Raw genomic sequence first — 18,597 nt, forward strand, 5'->3', positions numbered from 1 at the left:
ATTATTTAACAGCATTTTGTGCGTCCACTACCACTTTTGCAGGTCGAATCGAAAATAACGAAATAGCACAGACAAGAGCGCAGATAATTAATAAAGCAAACGCTGCATTATACGACCCGCCAAACGACTGTACTAAAAAACCAATAAGCATCGGGGTTAATACGCCGGCTGCTTGAGCCCCTGTATTAATAAAACCATTTGCTGAACCGACCACTGATTCAGGCAGCATTTTTAAAGGAGCTGAAGCGATTAAAATCACATTAAACGAAAACAGTAAGGTGACGGCACTTTGAAAAACGATAAACATGCCTACGCTAGGTGAAATGGCCATAAAGCAAAGAAAAATACCCATCAGTAAACCAAACACCGCCGCTATCGTCTTGTCTTTTCCGTCCGGAAGCTTGTCTAAAACAAAGCCGCTAACAAACATTCCTATAATGCCTACAAATGCTGGGATAGCGGAAAGAAAACCGATGTCCGTTAAATTCAGATGTCTTACTTCGGCTAAATATGTAGGCATCCACGACATGAGCCCCCAGTTAATGGCGTAGATACTGAAGTATGCAATAAATAAATTCCAAATCATCGGAGTTTTGATAATTTCTTTTAATGTCATCTGCTTAGCAGGAATAGCAGAAGTCTCTGTTTTTTCTCTCTGCTGCTTTTCTTTCAGTAAAAAAACAAACAGAACTGTAATAACGAGTCCGATGGCTCCTATGATATAAAAGATACTTCTCCAGCTTATCGTTTGCATCAGCTGCGTCGCTAGAATTGGTGTAACCACGCCCATAATCGTACCTGACGATAACAAAAAGGACATGGCTCTACTGCGTTCTTGCTGAGGAAACCACCCTGCGATTCCTTTTGATGCAGATGGAAAATAACTTCCTTCCCCTAAACCAAATAAAAAGCGAATGATAATAATAGAAGCAAAAGACCAGGCCATTCCGGTAAAAACCGTAAACAAAGACCATAAAAGAACGGCGATTGTAATGACTTTTTTAAATCCAAAGCGGTCTGCTAGCCACCCCCCAGGTATTTGCATCAGTGCGTATCCTGCAAAAAAGCTGCTTAAGATGATGCCTGTAGAAGAAGCATTCAGATGTAGATCTTTCGAAATATCTAAAATAGCGTAATTAATAATAAAACGATCTAAGTTTCCAAGCGACCAGCCTAAAAATAATAAAAATAAAATGACGTATTTCCAGTTCGACCTTACTAACATAAATGCACTCATCTCCTTTTTATTCCATTTAATGTAATGTTTTGTAACAAATCAATTCGTTATATAAATATTAAAAAATTCTGACTATTTTTTCAATGTGTATTTCTATATAATAAGAACTATAACTATGTATTTTTTTACATTAAGTAGTCTATAAGGGGTTGTTAACATGAGTGATTTATTAGCTAATATGAAAGGTTATCTTACATCTATTATCAAAAATAGTCCTTATCAGATTTGGGCAAGTATTGATTCTGCAAATTTTAACGTGATTTTTTCCAGTTCTTCATGCTCATCCCTGACTTACACTCCTCCCACTAGCCTACATAACGGCAGTGATTCCTTTCAAAAGCATACGGCATATGAAGAGTTCGAGGAAATTTATTTATCCTTTCCAAATCGCTATGCGTTTGTTGTTCGCATACTTGCTAAGCATGACTGGACACCCCCACAAATAAAACAGCTATCAGCTACCTTTTCTCCTTATATGCTGCAAAAAAAGCTAGAGCGGCATGAGCACATTTTAAACGTGCTTATGAAAAGCATTAAGGAAATCTCACTTTTACAAGACTCAGATTTTCTATTAACAAGAATTCTTGAAAATGCTCTTTCAGTTATTTCTGTTGCGGATATGGGCGTGCTGTGGATGTTTGATTCTTCCACTCAATTTCTTTTGCCTCGCGCCTGGTCCGGGGGGCCAAACAATGAAATTCAAAACATGAAAATGAAAGTTGGCGAAGGAATTATCGGAAAGACATTTCAGCATAATAAAAGCTATATGTATACAAACTTAAAGGCTATATTACGCGATTCTTCTACTATGACTGACGACAATATTCATTATCTTAATCAGTCCTATACGTTTACAAACATTCAATCTATTATTTCTGTCCCAATTTGTATGGAAGAACAAACGGTATGCGTACTCATTATTTATCAAAACGGTACAACCCCTCTTTTAAATGAAGAGGATAAAGAATTGTTAGAAAGCTTTTCCGATCAAGTATCGATTGCTCTCTTAAACTCAGCGCTTTTTGAAGATGTAAAAAACCAAAATGAACTTTTAATACGCCGCGATCAAATTCATCGTACATTCATGAATGTTTCACTTCAAAGTAAAGGAATTGAACCGATACTTACCGAATTGCGCCGAATGGTTACATCTCCTGTCACCATTGTAGATTTTGTTGATAATAAGACCTATGGCTTTTTAAAATTCTTTGATATAGACACAAAAGCAGCTGAATTTCACACGCATTTTCTTTTACATACAAAGCCTTGTTTTTATACTATTGAGGCAAACAATGAGGCACACAGTGTGTACATTCACCCCATACACGGCATTGACACGCTCTTAGGGTTACTTATTATGCAAGCAAATCTAGGAAATCTTTCCTCTCTAGATCAAGTGGCACTCGAACAAAGCAGCTCTGTTATTGCATTAGAAATGCTGAAAAAACAAACGTTAGTTGATTTATTTTACAAGCGAACACATGAATTATTTAGTGAATACTTATCGTGTTATGACACCACTTTGCTGTATCAAAAAGCGGCTGAGTTAAACATTGATACAAAAAAGCATATTCTGGTCGCTCTCATTACCATTCGTTCACAAGCGGACCTGCAGCTCTTAAACTTACACCTTCATCGCCTTGTATCTGACATCAAATCGGTTTTCAGCTCAAAAGCACCGGTCGTATACGGATTCGACACCAAAGTAACCATTGTATTTACGCTTGACCCTTATGAAAAACATCATGCTATTATCAAACAATTAGAAGATTTACTCTCAAAATGGCGTTACTACAATGAATGTCGTGTAAAAACAGGGATTGGAAGTCGGTATTCTCACTTTACTCAAATAGGAAAAAGTTATAGTGAAGCTGAAAAAGCTGTCTCTTACCTTTTGTCTCAGCAGCAAGATGGATGCATGTTGTATGAGGAAATAGGAATTAACCGGCTATTTATTAATCAATCGAAAGAAGAAGTCAAAACCTTTATTGATGAAGTATTTCTCCCTCTTAAAAACAATCATTCAAACGATGAACCTTTAGAGCAAACGCTAGAAGCGTATTTAGATAATAACCGCTCTGCTTCACTTACAGCTAAGCAGCTTCATATTCATGTTAATACACTCTATCAGCGGTTGAAAAAAATTGAAGAAAAAATGAACATATCATTTACAAACAGTGAACACCTATTAAAAGTTCAGCTAGCATGCTATTTAAAAAAATTTCACTACAGCTAAAAAACCGATTCTTATTTTTAAGAATCGGTTTTTTCAGTAGAAAGAACAGCCTCAATTGATTGCTTCCAGCGGCTCAGTACCTCTTTGGAATCATGAAGCTGAAATTGAATTCCTGATGTTAAAACTGCATATTTTGCGTAATCTTCTTTAACAGCGGCTACTTCTCCCGTAAATAGCTCATAGCCTGATAACACAGAAGCTTCTTTTTTTAGCCAAAATTTAATGTAATAAGCTTTTCCTTCAACAACTAATGTAACGGTTGTCTTATGATTCTGTATCATGTTTGTTGAAGACGTTGTATCTTTCCATACTAACAGCTTGACGCGTGAAGAGCTAATAGCTACCAGCTCTCCTGCGCTAATCATGGCTACATGAGGAAAACCCTCGGATGTCACTGTAGATAGCAGCATTGCATCATGCTGCTTTCTTTCTAAGTCTTTTCCATTTAAAAATACGCGCACGGCTTTTGGCAGCTCTGCTTTATTCATTTTACTTACCACCTTTGCTGATTAAGATCGGGGTGGCACAGGAGGCACGTGCGTTGCCAGCGGTACGTCTTTTGGATTGACTTTAAATGGTCGAGGGTATTTTTCAGGATTGGTGATGGTCTCAGGTTCAGAAGAACGCCAGGTAAACAAACACACGCTGCATAAGTAAATCTCCCAGGCTCCTTCAACTGGTGATTTAGATACTAAGTTCGCTTGTTTGGCTTCACATCTTGGACAAGTATGCATGTCGATTCCTCCTTGTTTATTTTTGCATCATATTCGTTAAGATTTTTTCCCATTTCTCAGTTTCAAGTGGTGTATCTAAAGGCTGAGAATAGTGGCCTCTTGTTTCCGGTGCAACCGGTGTTGTAGCATCCAAAATCATTTTATCTGTAATACCAGCCGGCTCAGATCCTGGATCAAGTGGCAGAACTGAAAGATTAGGCACTGTTATAACATCGTGTTTTGGGTGCATTTTTGTCGATAGCGCCCACATGACTTGCGGTAAATTAAACGGATCCACATCTTCATCTACTAAAATAACTAGCTTGCAATATCCTAATCCATGGGGCGTAGTCAATGCCCTCATACCAACCGCCTTAGCAAATCCTCCGTATCGGCTTTTTGTTGAAACGATAGCAACGAGACCATGAGTATACATCGCGTTCACAGCTTCAATCTCTTCAGGATATGCTTCTTTTAGCTGCTGATATAAAGGAACGCTTGTATTAATTCCAATTAAATAATCTGTTTCTGTCCAAGGCATACCGATATATAAACTTTCAAAAATAGGATCTTTGCGATGGTATACACGATTTATTTTGATAACAGGCATGCTTCTGCCGCCGGAGTAATGACCTGTAAATTCGCCAAAAGGACCTTCATATTCACGTTCACCAGCTAAAATTTCTCCCTCTAAAATCACTTCTGCTCCCCAAGGTACATCTAAATCAGAAAGCTGAGACTTCACAATTCTGTATGGCTCACCTTGAATAGCTCCTGCCATTTCATACTCTGATTGATCGTAATGAAGCGGCGTAGCGGCTGCTGTGACAATCGCAGGCTCACATCCTAAAGCAATTGATACAGGGAGGTTTTCACCTTTTTCTTCGGCTTGTTTCAAGTGAATGGCAATATCATGCTGCGGCACAGGTTGAATGCCTAGACGGTCTTTCCCTTTGACCTGCATACGATATATACCTACGTTTTGCTTGCCAAAGTTCTCTTTATCATGCTGATCACGAGAAATAACGCACGCTTTATCTAGATAGTAGCCTCCGTCTCCTTGATTCAAGCGAAACAACGGCAAAAGGTCGAATAAGTTAATATCATCTTTAATCTCACACTCATGAAATGGCGACGTTTCTTCTCTTTTTACTTTGACAGGAAATTTTTCATATCTCCGAGCAAACTCAAAGAACTGTTCTTTTACAGGAGTTGATTTAGGCATTCCCATCATTAACGCGTGATTTGACCAGGAACCCATTACGTTTAGGGCTACCTTGGCATCGTTGTACCCATAAATATTGGTAAATAATAATCCCGGCGTTTGATCTCCTAAATTACTGATGGCTTGACCTGCTGAACCTAAATCTGGATCAGGCTGCACTTCATCTGTAATCGTCAGTAGCTGCCCTTCTTTATGTAGCGTATTAAGGAAATCTCTAAAGTCTTTATAAGCCATGTTTATTTTCCTCCTTGTGATAAATGTTTAATTCCATTCCATCTTTTTGCCTCAGGAAGCTCAATTCCTAATTGATCTAACGTTCGAACAGCAATATGAGTGACAATATCATCAATCGTTTCAGGCTTGTTATAAAATGCCGGCATAGGAGGCACAAGGATAGCGCCCATTTTTGAAAGATCCAGCATGTTTTCTAAGTGAATCGTATTCAAAGGCGTTTCTCGAGGAAGTAACACAAGTGGCTTTCTTTCTTTTAACATCACATCTGCCGTTCTCGCTATTAAGTTATCTGCTAGTCCCATTCGAATAGATGCTAATGTTTTCATACTGCAAGGACTAACAATCATTCCATCTATACGAAAAGAACCGCTCGAAATTTTCGCTGCTTGGTCTTGATATGAATAACAATAATCTGCTAGTGCTTCTACTTGCTGAACGCTATACGGTGTTTCTAACTTAATTGTGGCATGAGCCCAAGTCGACATGACTAAATGCGTTTCAACAGAAGACTTCTTCAAAAGCTCTAAAATTCGAATACCTAGAATAGCTCCCGTGGCTCCTGTGATTCCTACAGCTATTTTCATTTCTCTTCCTCCTCTCTGCGTTGGTTACACATTTAACTTTACACTCATTTTCCATACAATTAAAATATTGATAAAATATATAATAATACCTTTAAAGTATGGAGTTGAATACAGTGGAATTAAGACAGCTGCATTATTTTATTGTCATAGCTGAAGAATTAAATGTGACCAAAGCAGCAAAGCGCCTGCATATGGCTCAGCCTCCTTTAAGCAGGCAGCTAAAACAGCTCGAAAATGAGCTAGGGCTTTTGCTTTTTGAACGAAATAATAACAAGCGCTTATTGTTAACGGTAGAAGGAGAGCTTTTTTTAAAACGAGCGAAAGAAATTGTGCAAAGGGTCGAAAAATCAGTATTGGAAGTACAGGAATGTAAAAACGTAACAAATGAAAAACTTGAAATTGGATGCACAATCTACTGTGCATCAACGGTTCTCGATAAGCTAACTATTATTCAAAAACAGTACCCAAACAGCACCTTTAACATCTATGAAAACGAACCAGCTCACTTAAACGAATTATTAACAGAAGGAAAAATCGATGTAGCAGTCACTACTACTGACTTACCTTATAAACATGTCAAAACAAAAACACTTGCACCAGATGTTTTTGTTGTAGCTGTTCCTAAAGAAAGTGGTTATGCAACAGAAAAGATTTCAGTCGTCGAAATTGCTTCTCTCCCTCTTATTCTTCTTCGCTCAAACCGGGAAATAAGCATATATAATCGCATTGTGAAGGAATTTAAAAAGATGGATATAACACCTAATATTTTATGCGAATGCCATGACTCAGCGATGCTTCTTAATTTAGTATGTCGTGGCCTTGGTGCTGCCATTGTTCCTTATTCAATGCTTTCCTCTTTTTCACTAGAACGTATTAAAATTTTAAACATAGAAGATAATCCATTTGTAATTGAGCCTTTAGTTACGTGGCGTACCGACAGTTATCTTCCCAAAATCGCTCAAGAATTTTTAAAGCTTTTTTAAGTATAGATATACAAAAAAAGACTTTGCTAAAATAGCAAAGCCTTTTTTGTTCTATATCCATGCATGTGATTACATTAACCAAGAAATTAACAATGGTAATGTAACAAGTGACATAATGGCACTAAGTACGAATGCTGAAGCTGTTTCACCAGCTAGGCTGTCAAAGCGAACTGAAATCATCGCTGCTACAGCTGAACCTGGGAACGCTACTAATAATACTAATTTTACGATATCAGCTGATGATAGACCCATTGCTGTTGCAATTCCTAACATTACAAGCGGCTGAATAGCCACTTTCAAAATTGCAATACCAAATGCCGATGGGCTAAATTGAATTTTACGAATACCAATTGTTACCCCAACTGCGAATAGAGCCGCACCTGATGTAATTGAGCCAATTTGATTTAAACTGCTTGATAATAAATCTGGAGATTGGAATCCACATAATACTAATACTACTGCGATTAACGGAACACAAGCTAACGGCTCAGAAAGACCGTGTAAGATTGATTTAATGGTTACTTTAAATAAGCTTTCTTCTGAATCCCCTTCACTTCTTTCGCGTTGTCCAACCGTACCAATAATAGTTGCTAAAGGATCAAGCATCGCATTTACTACGATACCAGTAATGGCGATTGGAATTGCTACTACATCCGCGCCAAACAAGCTACCTAATACGGGAATACCCATAAACGCAAACGTTGGCTGCGTAGAGTTTAAAGAGAACATAGACGCGCCTGTTAGTGAGTATTTGAATACATATTTTGCCACAAGTAAGAAAAGAACATAAAATCCAATAATACCAAGAACTAATGCTAGTAAAAACGGCCATTTTTCAATAAGCGTTTGTTTTGATGTTGTTGTAATACCAACGAATAGATGTGCAGGTAACGCAAATTTTGTTACAAGCGTATTTAACCCTTTAGATGTTGTTGCATCAAACTTTTTAAAGTACCCTGCTAAATAACCTAGCAAAATAACGAAAAAGATTGGGGTTAAAATAATAAAGATTTGACTAATTTCCATTTTTGAACACTCCATTGTTTAGATTAGAATCAATCATATAAATTTGCTTTCTTAGAAAGATAATTATCTTCTAAGGCTTGTCTATGGATATTGTTTACGTCAGGCCATTCATCTCCCTTTTTGCTAAACATCTCTACAAATATGAAGTAACGTATAATGGTTCATGAAAACGCATGGACTTTGTTTTTCTGCAATCATTTATTTACTTCGAAGCTGTTCATTTAGTTAAATCAAATCACACAAAATTTGTCATACAATACAGTAACTCTACAACCTTAGCAAAAACTTGTCATACAATCATGTTGTTGGCTTACTTAAGCTGAAAAAAAACACCTTCAAATGAAAGATGCTTAATCTTGGAACGAAAGAAAGCGACTTCTGATTGATGAGGAAGAATCTCTAAGAGTTTGAAACTCTCAGTTAAAAAGTTCCATAATTTCACAAAGTTTTTACAAACAATCTTACTTATTTGTATACTGCTTTCTGTGACGAATTTATGAACATGTTTTAACTTAACATTTGTAGGGCAATTATTCAATTACATTGCTTAAAATTTTAATGAAAAAAATATTTTAATCCTGTTTTTTTTACACAAAACGGATTAAAGTAGTCATAAAAGCCTATATATTATCGCTTAAAAAGAAGATGATTCATCTATCACCTTCTTTTGCTCACTTTATTTAATAATTACATTTCGATCATAACGTTACTTTATTTTAGCATCAATAATGGAAAAATTGTGTTCTTCTGAAAACCACGCTTTAATTTTTTCTTTTGCTTTCAGTTTAACACCTTCATCAATGTACATGGCAACTTGAATCAATGCAAGCCCGAGAGCTCCTAAATCATCTGTAAATCCAACTCCTGCTGCAAAGTCCGGAATTAAATCTAAAGGAAGAATAAAATAACCTAACGCTCCTATAATGACTGCTTTTGCTTTTGGGGGAATATCAGGTTTTTGTAGCGTGTAGTATAAAAGCAATACGGCATAAACAACGTTTGCTCCCGCTTTTTTACCAAACTTTTTAAGCTTGTCCCAAAATTTTTCTTCCGAATAATATTTGGCTGTTTCCTCTGTACGAACGGGTACAATTTCTTGTTTTTCTTCCATATCGATCACCCTTTCATCACCATATGTACTTATTATAAACGATTATCTCTACCGAATTCCATTGAGAGCTTAAACTCCATAAACCTGCACAAAGCAGGCTTATGAATTTTTTAATGAGTAATGCTTCATAACGATGGTAACTAAGTCATTCAGCGCTGTTTCACTTTTAGAATGATTTTCAAACTGCTGAATGAGATCCATATGTTCAAGCAGCACTTCGTAATTCCCTGTCATCTTTCTCAGAACTTCATATGCGGAACTATTCAAATCCACTTGTATTTTCAAATCCTCCAGCTGTACTAGATACTCATTCCAGCGCTGGTCTTGTTCTAGCAGCAGCCATACAATTTCTTTTATTGCCTTCCGCACATTGGACTCCATCTTTTCATCTCCTTTGATACACAGATATAACAAAGTCTATGAAAAAAACGAGCTTTTTCATTCCCGTATTAAACAAAAAGAGTTTCTTTTATTTTATAACAAGCCCGCTTAAGAGCTCTTCCCATACTGTATCATCGCGCAGCACGTCCATTGAAAAAATAGGTGCATGTAAGACACATGTATAAGACAAGTCCCAGTTAGCTTCTGACAAAAGTTTTTTTTCACTGTTTGTCAGCAGCAGTATATAGAAATCGTTTTTGACCATTCCCTTTAAAATATGCTCTAATTCTTTCGCTTCTTCATACGTTCCGCCCATGCGAATAAACAATATACAAGAACTGGTCTCCATCGACGTTAAAAATCGCTCCGTTCTCCGTTCATATTTTTCTTTGACTTCATTATATGAAAGCCAGTTAGTATCCGTATTAATAGACGACGGAAAATCATGAGCAGAATCAATTTGATACACCTTATCACGCAGTCTAAGCGTGGAACCATCTCCGAAAGAACTGATATAGGTTAAGTGTTCATATACAAATAAGTCTTTACAGCGATTTTTCAACAGCTGATTGACGTGAGAAAGAGAAATGCTAATACACCAATCAATCACGCCGGCTTGTTTTCGCAAAGAATATTTTTTCATGTATATCCCTGGAAAACAGTTATAGCCTAAACTGTATATCATATCGTACTGCTTGCTTTTTAGTTCATTTAAAGTAACCATATTCATCCTCCCTTCTACTATAAAATATGACAGCTTTTTATAGAAAGAGGCGGCTTCTGCCTTATACCGTACAAGCTTTTTGTTTCTCAAAAGCTTGTATAAATAAAGAACAATAACGTAAAGGAAAATAACCGAAGCAAAATATTTTGGAACTCGAAAGATTATTGTTAAAATACTTGTATTCCATTGAAATAACAAGGCCTATGAAGTCTTTAAAGAAAGAAGATGAAATTGATGAGTAAAGCATTAAAAGATATTCCGATTTCCGTATTGGATCTTTCTCCTGTAGTTGAAGGAGGAGCTGTATCTGACTCACTTAGAAATACATTAGATTTAGCTCAGCACGCTGAAAAATGGGGGTATAACCGCTACTGGCTAGCTGAACATCATAATATGACAGGTATCGCAAGCTCCGCTACATCCGTTGTAATTGGTCATGTAGCTGCAGGCACGTCACGCATTCGCGTAGGCTCTGGAGGTATTATGCTTCCTAACCATTCTCCGCTTGTTATTGCTGAGCATTTTGGCACGCTTGAATCACTATTTCCAGGACGTATTGATTTAGGCTTAGGAAGAGCCCCAGGGACAGATCAGCTGACAGCACAAGCTCTGCGACGCGACCGCAGAAGCGACGGCAGTGACTTCCCAGAACAGCTGGCTGAACTGCAAGAATACTTTAAACCGGCTTCAGAAAGTCAGATGCGCGTTAAAGCTGTTCCCGGTCAAGGTTTAAATATTCCGATTTGGCTGCTTGGCTCAAGCGGTTTTAGCGCACAGCTTTCTGCACAGCTAGGCTTGCCATTTTCATTTGCAAGTCACTTTTCGCCTAATAATACAATGACAGCTCTTAACATGTATCGCCGTTATTTTAAGCCGTCCGACGTGTTAGACAAACCATATGCAATGTTAGGTGTAAACGTAATCGCTGCTGATACAGATAGAGAAGCTGAACGTTTGGCTACTTCTATGCAGCAGCAGTTTCTAAATTTAATTCGAAACACACCGGGTAAACTAAAAGCTCCTGTGGATAATATGGATGAACTATGGACTGACTTTGAAAAAGCTTCTCTTCAACAGCAGCTGGGCTCTTCTATTGTCGGAAGTCCTGAGACGATTAAAGTCAAGCTGGAACAGTTTATTGAAGAAACAGAAGCAGATGAACTGATGATTAACGCTCAAATTTACGATCACAAAGCTCGCCTTCGTTCGTACGAAATTGTTTCTCAGCTGTTCAAATAATAAAAAAGGCCGGACACGTCCGGCCTTTTTATTTGCTTTCTACTGCTTCAAGAAGTAAATCTGCAAGATGAACGGCCCTTACACTTTCTTCTACTCCTTCTCTGACTACCCCTAGCTTCATTTGAATGAGACAGCCCGGGTTTGCTGTTACAATCGTATGTGCATGGGCTTCTTTCACTTTTTCCATTTTATAATCTAAAATTTGCATAGACATCTCTTGTTCCGTTAGATTATAAATACCAGCTGAGCCACAGCAATGATCCGCATTTTCCATTTCATTAAACACCGTTCCGTTAATCGCTTGGATCAGTTTTCTCGGTGCGCTGGACGTTTTCATCACGTTTCTTAAATGACACGAGTCTTGATACGTAATAATTTGACTTGGCAGCGATAACTTTTGTTTTTCCACAAACTGTTGCTGCACTAGAATCTCTGAAAAATCTTTCACTTTTGCAGAAAAGGCCTCTGCTCTTTCTTTCCATTCCGGTTCCTCTTTTAATAAATGATCGTATTCTACCAACAGCGCACCGCAGCCTCCTGCATTAAGAACAATATCATCCGCTTGAATGGATTCAAACGCCATGATATTTTGCTTCGCTAACTTCTTTGCCTGATCTTTTTCTCCTCCATGCGCATGCAGTGCGCCGCAGCACGTCTGCACTTCTGGTATAACGACCTTACACCCCGCTTTTTGTAAAAGTGCAATCGTCGCGTTGTTTGTTTCCATAAACATCGTATCCATTAAACACCCTGTAAAAAAAGCAACCGTACGCTCTCTTGTTCCTTCTGCTTCAAATAAAAACGGCCGTTTCTTCATTTCTTTTTTGGTTGGCACAAGCGGAAGCGTTTTTTCCATTTGTGCTAGATTACCAGGAAGGACGTTTAGTACGTTTGTTTTTTGAACAGCTTTTTGCAAGCCGCTTCTTTGATAGAAAGCAAGCAGAGAATGTACATTTTTTAATCGTTCTTTATGAGGAAAAAGCTGTTCAAACACCATATTCCTGAGCGCTTTTACCGGCCATTTATGCCTTTTTTTCTGCTGAATAATATCACGCGCTTCTTCTAATAAGTGTCCGTACTTCACACCCGAAGGACAAACAGGCTCACACGCTCGGCAGCCAAGACAAAGATTCAATTGCTTTTCAACAGATTCATCAGGTTCAATAAGTCCGTCTACAACTCCTTTCATCAAAGCAATTCTTCCGCGCGGTGACGCTGCTTCATATTGATTCGTTTGTCCATACGTCGGACAGCTTGGCAAACAAAAACCGCATCTCATACAATTCATTAACTCGTCATAATCTAACCGTTCTTTGAATGCTTGCTGAATGTCTTTTGTTGCCGTCATGAACGAACCACCACTCTTTTTCTCGTGTCTTTAGCAAAAATTTTCCCTGGATTCATAATTCCTTGCGGGTCCAAAGCATACTTAATTGCTTTCATCGCAGCTACTCCTTCTCCGCCCATCTTCAATGCCAAATACGGTGCTTTCATTTCTCCTACTCCGTGTTCACCTGTAATCGTTCCTCCAAGCTCAATGGCTTTATGAAAAATCGCTTCAAAAGCTTGTTCGACGCGGTGAAGCTCTTCTTTGTCGCGCGCATCTGTTAAACAAGTCGGATGCAGATTTCCGTCTCCTGCATGACCAAACGTACAGATCTTAACGTTATATGTTACAGCAATTTCATTAATCGCTTTGACCATTTCGCTAATTTTAGACCGCGGGACGGTTGCGTCTTCTAAAATCGTCGTTGGCTTCATCCGTGCTAAAGCAGAAAGAGCTGATCTTCTTGCTGTACTTAACGCTTCTGCTTCTGCTTGCGAAGCCGCTACTTTTACAGATACAGCATTTCCTTCGCTGCAGATGCGTGAGATCATTTCAATATCCCGACTCACCACTTCCGGGGGACCGTCTTGTTCAATCAATAAGACAGCGTTTACATCTGTTGGTAGACCAACTTGCGCAAAATCTTCTACTACTTCGCACGTCGGCTGATCTAAAAATTCAAGCGTGGCTGGAATAATCTTATTGGCGATAATTGCTGAAACCGTCTTAGCAGCTGCGTCCATGTCTTCAAACAGCGCGAGCAGAGTTTGTTTTGTTTCAGGTATTGGAATGAGCTTTAAAATGGCTTCTGTCACGACGCCAAGCGTTCCTTCAGAACCGACAAACAAGTTCGTTAAATCGTAGCCAGCTACATCTTTAGCCAGCTTGCCTCCTGTCTTAATGCAGTCTCCGTTTGCAAGAACTACTTCAAGACCAAGAACGTAATCTTTTGTTACGCCGTATTTTAAGCCTCGTAATCCTCCTGAGCACTCATTGATGTTCCCTCCGATGGTTGATATTTTCATAGAGCTTGGATCAGGAGGATAAAATAAACCTTTTGCCTCTACGGCGTTAATTAAGTCTAACGTGATAACACCCGGCTGCACGGTAGCGGTTAAATTTTCTTCATCAATTTCCAAAATGTTATTCATTCGGTTAAATGTAAGAACAATTCCGCCTTGCGTTGGACACGTTCCTGCGCTTAAATTTGTACCTGAACCTCTTGGCACAATAGGAACATGATCTTCGTTGCATATCGTTAAAATTCTTTTCACTTGATCTTTGTTTTCAGGCATAATAACCGCATCAGGAAGCGACTGAAAGTTAGGTGTTGCGTCATAAGAGTACACGAGTCTTGCTTCACTGCTATCTTGAAAATTGGCTGATCCTACAACTTCAATGAGCTTTGCTTTTGTTCGTTCATTAAGCATAACGTTCCTCCTTATATATCTCTTAATCTTATTATAGTTGCAGAAGCCACGAGGGACTATGGATAAAAAACTAAAAAAAAGCGCTTTAAAAACTCATTTTTTGTATGTTTATCTAATGAAGGGCGCACTTACTCCAATAGAGACAGCGCAAGGTAAAAAAGCGTGATACCCTTTACGCTTTTTGGATCAATGTCTGTTAGTTCTTTCATTTGCTTCAAGCGGTAATGAAGCGTATTAATATGAATATGTAAATCAAACGCCGTTTTTTTCAACGATTGATCGTTGGCTAAATAGCATTTCAGCGTTTCGAGAAGCTCTTTTTCTTTTTGAATGGAAGAAAGCACTCGACTCAAGAATTCCTTTTTTACAGGTTCAGAAACGTCTTCTAACATCATGTCCATCAGCAGCTCCTCATAAAAAACAACGGTTTGACGTTTTGAAGCCACTTTAAGCGCTTTTTTCGCTTCTTCATATGAAGCATGCAAATTAAATTGCTCCGCTGGCTTTCCTATACCAATAGTGATCATAACTTGGTTGTTTGCTTGAATATACTGCTGACATTTTATTAATTCTTCTTTAAATCCTTGCCTTGCCTTTTCACCTACAACCTCTTTAAGTAAAAGCAAGCGATCGTACCCCCAATTTGCGATATAATCTCCTTGACCTTTATGACTTTCAAACCAGTAGCGAATCATTTCCTGTACCTGCTGCTGCTTCTTTTTAGAAAGAGATGAATCAATTTGAAACAGCGTGCAGCAATAAGAGCTGTCTACTTGTACTCCTAAAATATGGCCTCGTTCAATAAATTCTGCATCTACCTGCTGGCTATAAATCCATTCACGAAAAAAAGCTTCTACTCCTTTATTTTCCCATTCCTTTGTTTCTATGTAATATGCCTCGCGAATAATTAGCTCTGTTAATCTTCGAATAATGTCTGCAAAAGGCTCAACAGCTTCTGGAATACCTGTAATGCCAATAACGCCAATAACGTCTCCTTGATAACTGATAGGCAAATTAATTCCTGGCTTAACTCCTTTTAAATCAGCTGCTTCTTTTTTAGATATATATAGTTTTTTCTTTTTTTGCATCACGTTCCACGCGCCTTCATGAAAAGAACCAACCCGCTTTTCTTCTGTAGACGCAATAATAATTCCGCGTGTATCCGTTACAATTACATGTTCTTTTATCACAAGCTGTACTTCTTTTATAATTTTCTTCGACAGTTCAGACACTAGCTGCACGTTGTTTACACCTCACCTATCATCAATTAAAAGAGCTGAAAGAATGGTTTTCTCTCAGCCCGCTTTTTTTATTATGCGTTCACTTTTTCAGCTTTTTTTAGCACGTTAAAAAACTCTTTCATAAATTTAGGTAAATCCGGCCAAGCTTGCCCGGTTACTAGGTTTCTGTCTACGTGAAGCGTCTGTTCAACAAATACAGCACCCGCCGCTTCTACTTCCGGTCGGCAAGCAGGATACGCTGTCACTTCTCTGTCCTGCATATACTCTCTAACCGTCGTTAACACGAGCTGACCATGACAAATAACGCCTAAAGGTTTATTTTCTTTTAAAAAATGCGCAGCAATTTCCTGAACTTTTGTGTTCATTCGAATGTATTCAGGCGCCCGTCCTCCAGGAATAATAAGACCATCATAATCGGCAGGATCCACTTCATCAACAGAAGCGTGAGAATCAATTTTATATCCCGTTTTCTCAGTGAATGTTTCCATTTCTGGAAGGAAATCATGAACAACCGTTTGAAGCTTCTTTTTCACGGGAGAAGCAATGGTACACTGAATATCTTCTTCTAAACAGCGATAATACGGATAAAAAACTTCTAAAGCCTCCACGGCATCTCCTGTTAAAATCAAGACACGTTTACTCATCTTTTATCACCTTTTCTTTCTTAATATTGTCACTTACTTCTTCTCGCAAGCTGCTTTCCATTCCTGCTTTTCCCCTATGAATAATAAAAAAAGCAGGGCCTTCATTCCTTATCAGGAATGTCAGCCTTGCTTTTTATCTTGTAATCTTTTTAATTCAGCTGTTAATTCACTAAACCAAGCCTTGTCTTTCGTTAGCAGCGCAAGATCAATCAATGAAAGAATCTGCTCTTCGTGCGCTGTTTTTTGAAGGGGCAGCTTCTCTATTTTTTCATCCATCATGCCAATGGTTGTGCCGACCATTTTTTCATCATCACTTTTTACAACGTTAATTAGTGCTGCTTTTTTAGATGGATTAATCGTTTTAATATATCCGTATATAAGTTCACCGTCGCGAGACTTTCCTTTGACCCAATCGCCTACTTTTAAATTTCCTTCAAATAGCTTCACAGTCATTCTCCTTTCTTCATAAACATGCTAAGAATTAATGTAACGGCATATAGTACTGCAGAAAGTAGTGTAATCATAATACTTACAGTTTAGAAAGTCAAAGAATCTGTTTTAGAGCCAAAAGCTTGATATACAACTAAATCACTGCAACCTATAGACAAACAAAGGAGATAAAGATTCCTTGTGAAACCGCTACTGATTTCCGTGCAAGGCTCCGCTCCAATCAACCGCTAAAAGCACCTATATACATGAAATCTATGTTCACCACAACAATAAAAAAATCCGAACGATTCATCGTTCGGATTTTTCTTTAACTAAACTCAGCCTCTTTATTTGTTAGACGAGTCCAGTTAAGCTGTAGATTCCAATAATTAAGAAACATGCAAGCGTTTTTATAACAGTGATGGCAAAAATATCTCGGTAAGACTGCTTGTGGGTTAACCCGGTAATAGCAAGTAGGGTAATAACAGCTCCGTTATGAGGAAGCGTATCCATACCGCCTGATGCCATCGCTACAACTCTGTGCATAACTTCAGGAGGAATGTTGTACTGATTAATAGCTTCTACATACTTATCTCCCATCGCACTAAGCGCAATTCCCATACCTCCAGAAGCAGAGCCTGTAATACCGGCTAAAATGTTTGTCGTAACGGCTCCATTGACAAGCGGATTTGTAAAGGTATGTGAAATACCATCACGAACGGTTGCAAAGCCAGGAAGAGATGAAATGACGCCTCCAAAGCCATACTCAGCTCCCGTGTTCATCGCAGCGAGAAGCGCTCCGCCAATACTTGCGTTAAGACCAGCTTGGAAACCGGTGGTCACTCTCTTCCAGTCATACGCAATCGTTGTGATAATTCCAATAACAAGTGCCAATTCCACTGACCAAATACCAACAACTGCGGTTAAATCTACTTTTCCGAACGCTTCAAGACCAATTTTGGCAAAATCAAAACCGTCTGGGTACCACTTTGGAATAGAAACAGTAAAAAATTTGTTTGCCACCCCTACAAGCACGAGCGGAACAAATGCAAGAATCTGTCTTGCTACGCTAGGTTCATATTTAGGTTCTGTAGAAGGTACAGACTCTTTTTCTAGCTCTGCAGCAGCCGCTAGTTCATTATTAAACCCATAGTAGCCTTCTCCAGCTTTTCTTGCTTTTTTGCTTCGGCTTTCTAAATACCAAAGACCTAAGCTAAAGACAATCACCGATCCGATAATCCCCAGTGTCGGAGCAGCATAGATGTCTGTTTTAAAAAAAGTCGTTGGAATAACGTTTTGAATTTGCGGTGTACCCGGAAGTGCATCCATGGTGAACGAAATAGCTCCTAATGCAATCGTTCCCGGTACTAATCGTTTTGGAATATTCGCTTCGCGGAATAAGTTAGCCGCAAACGGATAAACTGCAAACGCAACAACGAATAAACTTACCCCGCTGTAAGTTAAGATTGCTCCCATTAAAACAATAGCCAAGATGGCGCGTTTAGCCCCTACTACTTTAACAATTGTTTTCGCAATCGATTCAGCGACTCCAGACATTTCTACCATTTTCCCGAAGACTGCTCCTAATAGAAAGACAGGGAAGTAGTTTTTAATAAACCCAACCATTTTCTCCATAAAAACGTTTGAGAAAAACGGGAGTGCATAGCTTGGTTCCGTTAAAATAACAGCTAGCAGCGCACACAATGGAGCAAACAAAATAACTGAAAATCCGCGGTAAGCAACCAGCATTAAAAGCCCCAGAGACAGCAAAATAATCAGCAAATCCATAACGTTTCCCCTTTCATCCCTCATTCAATTTGTTTTGAATTTATC

The 18,597-nt window shown here is 38.5% G+C and carries 18 protein-coding genes; 3 read left to right on the plus strand and 15 right to left on the minus strand.

Annotated features, from left to right (window positions below; genetic code table 11):
* Position 1: 1 nt before the first annotated feature.
* Positions 2 to 1,225 (minus strand): MFS transporter, encoded by a 1,224-nt coding sequence (locus ACFX4G_RS18915; RefSeq protein WP_162214356.1) that lies wholly within the window; start codon positions 1,223 to 1,225, stop codon positions 2 to 4.
* 169 nt (positions 1,226 to 1,394) lie between these two features.
* Between ACFX4G_RS18915 and ACFX4G_RS18920 the strand changes: the two genes are divergently transcribed.
* Positions 1,395 to 3,473 (plus strand): helix-turn-helix domain-containing protein, encoded by a 2,079-nt coding sequence (locus ACFX4G_RS18920; protein ID WP_377576143.1) that lies wholly within the window; start codon positions 1,395 to 1,397, stop codon positions 3,471 to 3,473.
* A 17-nt stretch (positions 3,474 to 3,490) separates the two neighbouring features.
* Here the strand turns inward: ACFX4G_RS18920 and ACFX4G_RS18925 are convergent, their stop codons facing one another.
* From ACFX4G_RS18925 to ACFX4G_RS18940, 4 genes are read right to left on the minus strand one after another with little or no spacing between them, the layout of a single operon-like run.
* Positions 3,491 to 3,961: a hypothetical protein gene (locus ACFX4G_RS18925; protein WP_323619014.1), complete on the minus strand. Its 471-nt coding sequence runs from the start codon at positions 3,959 to 3,961 to the stop codon at positions 3,491 to 3,493.
* A 21-nt stretch (positions 3,962 to 3,982) separates the two neighbouring features.
* Positions 3,983 to 4,207 (minus strand): non-oxidative hydroxyarylic acid decarboxylases subunit D, encoded by a 225-nt coding sequence (locus ACFX4G_RS18930; RefSeq protein ID WP_116516046.1) that lies wholly within the window; start codon positions 4,205 to 4,207, stop codon positions 3,983 to 3,985.
* Positions 4,208 to 4,223: 16 nt separating this feature from the next.
* Positions 4,224 to 5,645 (minus strand): non-oxidative hydroxyarylic acid decarboxylases subunit C, encoded by a 1,422-nt coding sequence (locus tag ACFX4G_RS18935; RefSeq protein WP_377576146.1) that lies wholly within the window; start codon positions 5,643 to 5,645, stop codon positions 4,224 to 4,226.
* 2 nt (positions 5,646 to 5,647) lie between these two features.
* Positions 5,648 to 6,229 carry a non-oxidative hydroxyarylic acid decarboxylases subunit B gene (locus tag ACFX4G_RS18940; RefSeq protein WP_165575067.1) on the minus strand — a complete coding sequence of 194 codons (582 nt, stop codon included), beginning with the start codon at positions 6,227 to 6,229 and terminating at the stop codon, positions 5,648 to 5,650.
* Positions 6,230 to 6,342: 113 nt separating this feature from the next.
* Here ACFX4G_RS18940 and ACFX4G_RS18945 point away from each other — a divergent pair, with 113 nt between their 5' ends.
* A complete protein-coding gene (locus ACFX4G_RS18945) occupies positions 6,343 to 7,212 on the plus strand; it encodes a LysR family transcriptional regulator (protein WP_043982936.1) in 870 nt (289 codons plus the stop codon).
* A gap of 69 nt (positions 7,213 to 7,281) precedes the next feature.
* Here ACFX4G_RS18945 and ACFX4G_RS18950 read toward each other — a convergent pair whose 3' ends face one another.
* The 4 genes from ACFX4G_RS18950 to ACFX4G_RS18965 all read right to left on the minus strand — a co-directional run bounded on the left by ACFX4G_RS18950 (position 7,282) and on the right by ACFX4G_RS18965 (position 10,454).
* On the minus strand, positions 7,282 to 8,238 hold the full coding sequence (locus tag ACFX4G_RS18950) for an AEC family transporter (RefSeq protein ID WP_025751675.1): 957 nt from the start codon (positions 8,236 to 8,238) through the stop codon (positions 7,282 to 7,284).
* 706 nt (positions 8,239 to 8,944) lie between these two features.
* Positions 8,945 to 9,349: a YkvA family protein gene (locus tag ACFX4G_RS18955; RefSeq protein WP_043982937.1), complete on the minus strand. Its 405-nt coding sequence runs from the start codon at positions 9,347 to 9,349 to the stop codon at positions 8,945 to 8,947.
* Between the two features lie 99 nt (positions 9,350 to 9,448).
* A complete protein-coding gene (locus ACFX4G_RS18960) occupies positions 9,449 to 9,730 on the minus strand; it encodes a hypothetical protein (protein ID WP_013083437.1) in 282 nt (93 codons plus the stop codon).
* An 88-nt stretch (positions 9,731 to 9,818) separates the two neighbouring features.
* Positions 9,819 to 10,454, minus strand: a complete 636-nt coding sequence (locus tag ACFX4G_RS18965; protein ID WP_043982941.1) for a DUF1796 family putative cysteine peptidase — start codon at positions 10,452 to 10,454, stop codon at positions 9,819 to 9,821.
* A 234-nt stretch (positions 10,455 to 10,688) separates the two neighbouring features.
* On the opposite strand from ACFX4G_RS18965, the gene ACFX4G_RS18970 reads away from it, so the two are divergent.
* Entirely contained in the window at positions 10,689 to 11,693 is a 1,005-nt protein-coding gene (locus ACFX4G_RS18970) for an LLM class flavin-dependent oxidoreductase (RefSeq protein WP_377576150.1), read from the plus strand.
* 28 nt (positions 11,694 to 11,721) lie between these two features.
* Here ACFX4G_RS18970 and ACFX4G_RS18975 read toward each other — a convergent pair whose 3' ends face one another.
* The 6 genes from ACFX4G_RS18975 to ACFX4G_RS19000 all read right to left on the minus strand — a co-directional run bounded on the left by ACFX4G_RS18975 (position 11,722) and on the right by ACFX4G_RS19000 (position 18,552).
* Complete coding sequence (locus tag ACFX4G_RS18975) at positions 11,722 to 13,041, minus strand: (Fe-S)-binding protein (RefSeq protein ID WP_043982946.1); 1,320 nt, start codon at positions 13,039 to 13,041, stop codon at positions 11,722 to 11,724.
* Entirely contained in the window at positions 13,038 to 14,450 is a 1,413-nt protein-coding gene (gene glcD, locus ACFX4G_RS18980) for a glycolate oxidase subunit GlcD (protein ID WP_043982949.1), read from the minus strand. The genes ACFX4G_RS18975 and glcD overlap by 4 nt, the downstream gene beginning before the upstream one ends.
* 128 nt (positions 14,451 to 14,578) lie before the next feature.
* Positions 14,579 to 15,691: a CdaR family transcriptional regulator gene (locus ACFX4G_RS18985; protein WP_377576153.1), complete on the minus strand. Its 1,113-nt coding sequence runs from the start codon at positions 15,689 to 15,691 to the stop codon at positions 14,579 to 14,581.
* Positions 15,692 to 15,762: 71 nt separating this feature from the next.
* Positions 15,763 to 16,335 carry a DJ-1/PfpI family protein gene (locus ACFX4G_RS18990; protein WP_162214362.1) on the minus strand — a complete coding sequence of 191 codons (573 nt, stop codon included), beginning with the start codon at positions 16,333 to 16,335 and terminating at the stop codon, positions 15,763 to 15,765.
* A gap of 120 nt (positions 16,336 to 16,455) precedes the next feature.
* Positions 16,456 to 16,782, minus strand: coding sequence for an IDEAL domain-containing protein (locus tag ACFX4G_RS18995; protein WP_013083444.1), 327 nt, complete (start codon positions 16,780 to 16,782; stop codon positions 16,456 to 16,458).
* Positions 16,783 to 17,118: 336 nt separating this feature from the next.
* Positions 17,119 to 18,552 carry a GntP family permease gene (locus ACFX4G_RS19000; protein ID WP_013083445.1) on the minus strand — a complete coding sequence of 478 codons (1,434 nt, stop codon included), beginning with the start codon at positions 18,550 to 18,552 and terminating at the stop codon, positions 17,119 to 17,121.
* Between the last annotated feature and the right edge of the window lie 45 nt (positions 18,553 to 18,597).

The sequence above is a fragment of the Priestia sp. YIM B13486 genome, from assembly GCF_042787865.1.
GTDB lineage: Bacteria > Bacillota > Bacilli > Bacillales > Bacillaceae_H > Priestia > Priestia megaterium.